This window comes from Pseudomonas sp. HMWF021, assembly GCF_003061005.1.
GTDB lineage: Bacteria > Pseudomonadota > Gammaproteobacteria > Pseudomonadales > Pseudomonadaceae > Aquipseudomonas.
In genome coordinates, this window is record NZ_QAIK01000144.1 from 1 (window position 1) to 3,832 (window position 3,832).

At 63.7% G+C, this 3,832-nt stretch carries 3 protein-coding genes; all 3 read right to left on the reverse strand.

Annotated features, from left to right (window positions below; all coding sequences use genetic code 11):
- Positions 1–1,261, reverse strand: a 1,261-nt coding sequence (locus tag DBR18_RS19975) for an efflux transporter outer membrane subunit (protein WP_177482410.1), incomplete at its 3' end; no start/stop codon positions are given.
- A complete protein-coding gene (locus tag DBR18_RS19980; protein ID WP_108591603.1) occupies positions 1,258–2,328 on the reverse strand; it encodes an HlyD family secretion protein in 1,071 nt (356 codons plus the stop codon). The genes DBR18_RS19975 and DBR18_RS19980, both read right to left, overlap by 4 nt.
- A 26-nt stretch (positions 2,329–2,354) precedes the next feature.
- The coding region (locus tag DBR18_RS19985; protein WP_108591620.1) for an MFS transporter at positions 2,355–3,832 on the reverse strand (1,478 nt) is incomplete at its 5' end.

Sequence of the window (3,832 nt, forward strand, 5' to 3'; positions counted from 1 at the left end):
GATAGGCGATGGCCGCTTCCTGTTGCTGGGCTTCACGCAGTTGCAGCATGCCGCGCAGGCGTCCGCCGTCGAACAGCGGCAGGCTCAATTGCGGGCCGATACCGAAAGCGCGCGAGCCCCAGGAGCCGAAATCGCTCAGTTGCATCGCTTGCGAGCCGAGGTTGCCGGACAAGGTGATGCGCGGATAGAAATCGCCCTTGGCCACGCCGATGTTGGCGGTGGCGGCGTGCAGGCGCGCCTCGGCCTGTCGGATGTCCGGGCGGCGTTCGGCCAGTTGCGACGGCAGGCCGATGGCGACTTGCAGCGGTGACTGCGGCACGGCGGCATCTGTGGATAACTCTTTGGCCAGCGCCTGGGGCGCTTCACCCATCAACAGGCTGATCGCGTTGATCAGTTGCGACTGGCGTTGTTCGAGCGCCGGCAGACGCGATTCGATGGCCGCAACCTGTGCGGCGGCTTCGGCGACATCCAGATCGGTCGCCACACCATCGTTGAGGCGCAACTGCGAGAGCTTGAGGCTGTGCCGGGCAACGTCAAGGTTCTGCTCGGTGACCGAACGAGTGTTCTGCACACCGCGAAGCTGAATGTAGTTCTGCGCGGTGTCGGCCAGAACCGCCAGCAACACGCCGCGACGATCGTTCTCGGCGACTTCGAGGTTGGCATCGGCGGCCTCGGTTTCCCGGCGCACGCGGCCCCAGAAATCCAGCTCCCACGAAGCGGAGAAGCCCGCGTCCCACAGGTTGAAGGCGGAATCGCCGTTATGCCCGGACGGATCGTTCAAGCCTTTGCCGCTGTTGCGTTGGCGGGCGTAACTGCCGGTCGCCGCAGTGGTCGGATAACGATCCGCGGTGATCACCTGGCGTGCGGCGCGGCTCTGTTGCAAGCGGCTGCTGGCCAGTTGCAGGTCGAGGTTGCTGCTCATCGCCCGCTGGGTCAGGGCCGAGAGTTGCGCATCATGGAAAACCTCCCACCAGCGTTCGCTCAGCGGTTCGCTGACTGCCTGGCCGGGGGCGGATTTGGCGGGTTTGGCCCAGTCGGCGATCTGCGTGGATTCGGGCTTTTGGAAGTCCGGGCCGACGGTGCAGGCGCTGAGGCCAAGAGCGAGCAAGGCACCGAGTGCGAGTTGCTGCCACTGGCCTCTTCGCGAGCAAGCCCGCTCCCCCGGGTGATTGGCAGGTTGCTGGAGATCTTTGTTCCAAACGGAGATCCCTGTGGGAGCGGGCTTGCTCGCGAAGGCGTCAGTTCTATCAACGCTGTTCATCGCTGAGTCACCTCACGCTCCGACGCCGCCGGACTGCGGGTATCGATGCTCGCCTCCACCGACATGCCCACCCGCAAACGCTCGGCCAACGGCTGACCCGGTTCGAGCATGATCTTCACCGGAATCCGCTGCACGACCTTGGTGAAATTACCGGTGGCGTTGTCCGGCTTCACAGCGGCGAAGGTCACGCCGGTGGCCGGGGCGATGCTTTCGACGCGACCGCTCAAGGCCTCACCGCCGAGGCTGTCGACGCGTACCTGAACGCCTTGCCCCGGCTGCACGTCGGTGAGTTGGGTTTCCTGAAAGTTGGCGATCACATAGGCCTGACGCAACGGCACCACCGCCAGCAGCTTGCTGCCCGGCGTGACATAAGCGCCGACACGCACCGCGCGCTCGCCGACCATGCCGTCCTGCGGCGCAGTGATGCGCGTATAGGACAGCTCGAAACTGACAATTTCCAGCGCCGCCTGCGCGTGCTTCAGATTACCTTCAGCGGCATCGCGCTGCGCCGTGAGGATTTCCACCTGCTTGCGCTCGGCCGCCAGTTTCGCGCTGGCGGTATCGAGCCTTGCGCTCGCCTGGTCGATGCGCGTGCGGGCCTGTTGCGCGTTCTGTACCGTGCCGGCGCCGACGCCAGCGAGGTGGTTGTAGCGATTGAGTTCCTGCTGGGCGAACGCCATTTCTGCCTTGGCCGAGACCACCGAGGCCTGCGCCTGAGCGATCACCGAGGTCTGCCGCTCCAGCGTGGCCTTGGCGTTTTGCAGCTGAGCGCGGGCGACCAGAGTCTGTGCATCGGCGGCTTCAGCGGCCGCACGCAGATCGCGATCATCAATCAACGCCAGCAATTGCCCGGCCTTCACTTGCTGGTTGTCTTCCACCAGCACTTCCTTGATGAACCCGGCCACGCGCGGCACCACCAACGTGTAGTCGGCAGAGACGAACGCATCGTTGGTGTTTTGCTGAGTTCGTTTGCCGAACAGTCCCGGCACCGCCAGGTACAGCAACACGCCGACCGCCAGTGCGGCGGCCACGGCTACCGCGAGTTTTTGCTTTGCTTGAGTCGTCATAAAAACCTTCGGTGTCAGTGAAGCAATCAGGTCGGCGCGCGCGGCGGAAAGATCCGCGTCGGCAGCCAGAAAATCAGCAGGATCAGCATCACCGCAACGCCGGCCATGCACACATAGAGATCAGAGGAAGTCAGCACCACGGCCTGTTCGTGCAGGCGATGGGCAAGGCCCGGATCGCTGTGATCAGCCAACGGTGAATTGCCGAGACTGTCGATCAACATGGTCGAATGGAAATGCAGGCGCGCGGTGGTCAGCGCTTCGATGACGCCGGTGGCGATCACCGCCGCCAGGCCTTTCACCGTGTTGAACCACGCGGAGGCAAACGGCCCGTCCTGCGGCTGAATGCTGCCGGTGGACAACATCAACAACGGCAGCACCGACATCGGCTGACCGAAAATCTGCAACCATTGCAGGACGTAGAAGTTGTCGCGGATCCATTCCGAAGTCAGCAGCGAGCCGCCCAGGCAGGACAGCGTCAACATGCTCAAGCCGATGCCCAGCACCCAGCGGCAATCGACCCAGCGCAGGTTGCACAGCGCCGCCACCAGAGGCAGTGCGATCAACTGCGGCAATGCGGCGATCAGCATGATCGGCGCGGTCTGCACCGGGCGATAACCCTGCACTTGCGCCAGATAGCTCGACGGAATCAGCACCACTGCTTGCAACACCACCAACACCCCAGCCAGAGTCATCAGTGCGAACGACAGATTGCGGATGCCGAGCATCTGCAGCTTGAAAAACGGAATCGGCTGCGACCACTCATTGAACAGAAACGCCAGCAGCAACAGCGAGCCGGCACCAAGCAACGCGCAGATCAGATTCGATTCGAACCAGTCCAGCCGATTGCCCTGCAGCACGCCGATCACCAGCATGCAGATCGCCGGGAAGCCCAGCAGCAGGCCCTTCCAGTTGAACGTCTTGAGGCGCTCCAGGCGCAGCGGATCCTGCGGAATGCCCCAGGCGACCATCGCCATGGCGATCAGGCACGGCACGATGATTTGCCAGAACGTCCACTGCCAGCCGACGTATTCACTCCACAAACCGGCCAGCGGCGTGCCCAGCCCGGGGCCGAACGTCGCCGTCAGCGCATAACCGGCCAGGCCATAGAGTTTGAAATTGGCTGGCAGAAAACGCAGCGCGACGGTCATCAGCATCGGCGGTAGCGCACCGCCGGCCAGCCCTTGAAGGGTGCGCATCAGCAGCAGACTTTCGTAATTGGGGGCGAACGGGCACAGCACGCCGAGCAGCGTGAACAGGCTGATCGCGCAGAGGGTGAAACGGCGCAGCGAAAAGGTCACCGAGCACCACGGTGCAAACGCCATCGCCGCCACCGAGGTCGCGGCGTAACAGGACACCAGCCAGGTGCCTTCGTCGTAACCGATATTCAGCGCGCCACGGATGTCGGCCAAAGCGACTTTGGTCACCATCTCGTTGAGGCCCGAGACCAGCACCGCCAGCAGCACACCAACCAGGCCGGTGATGATCCGCGCGCCGAATACCGGTG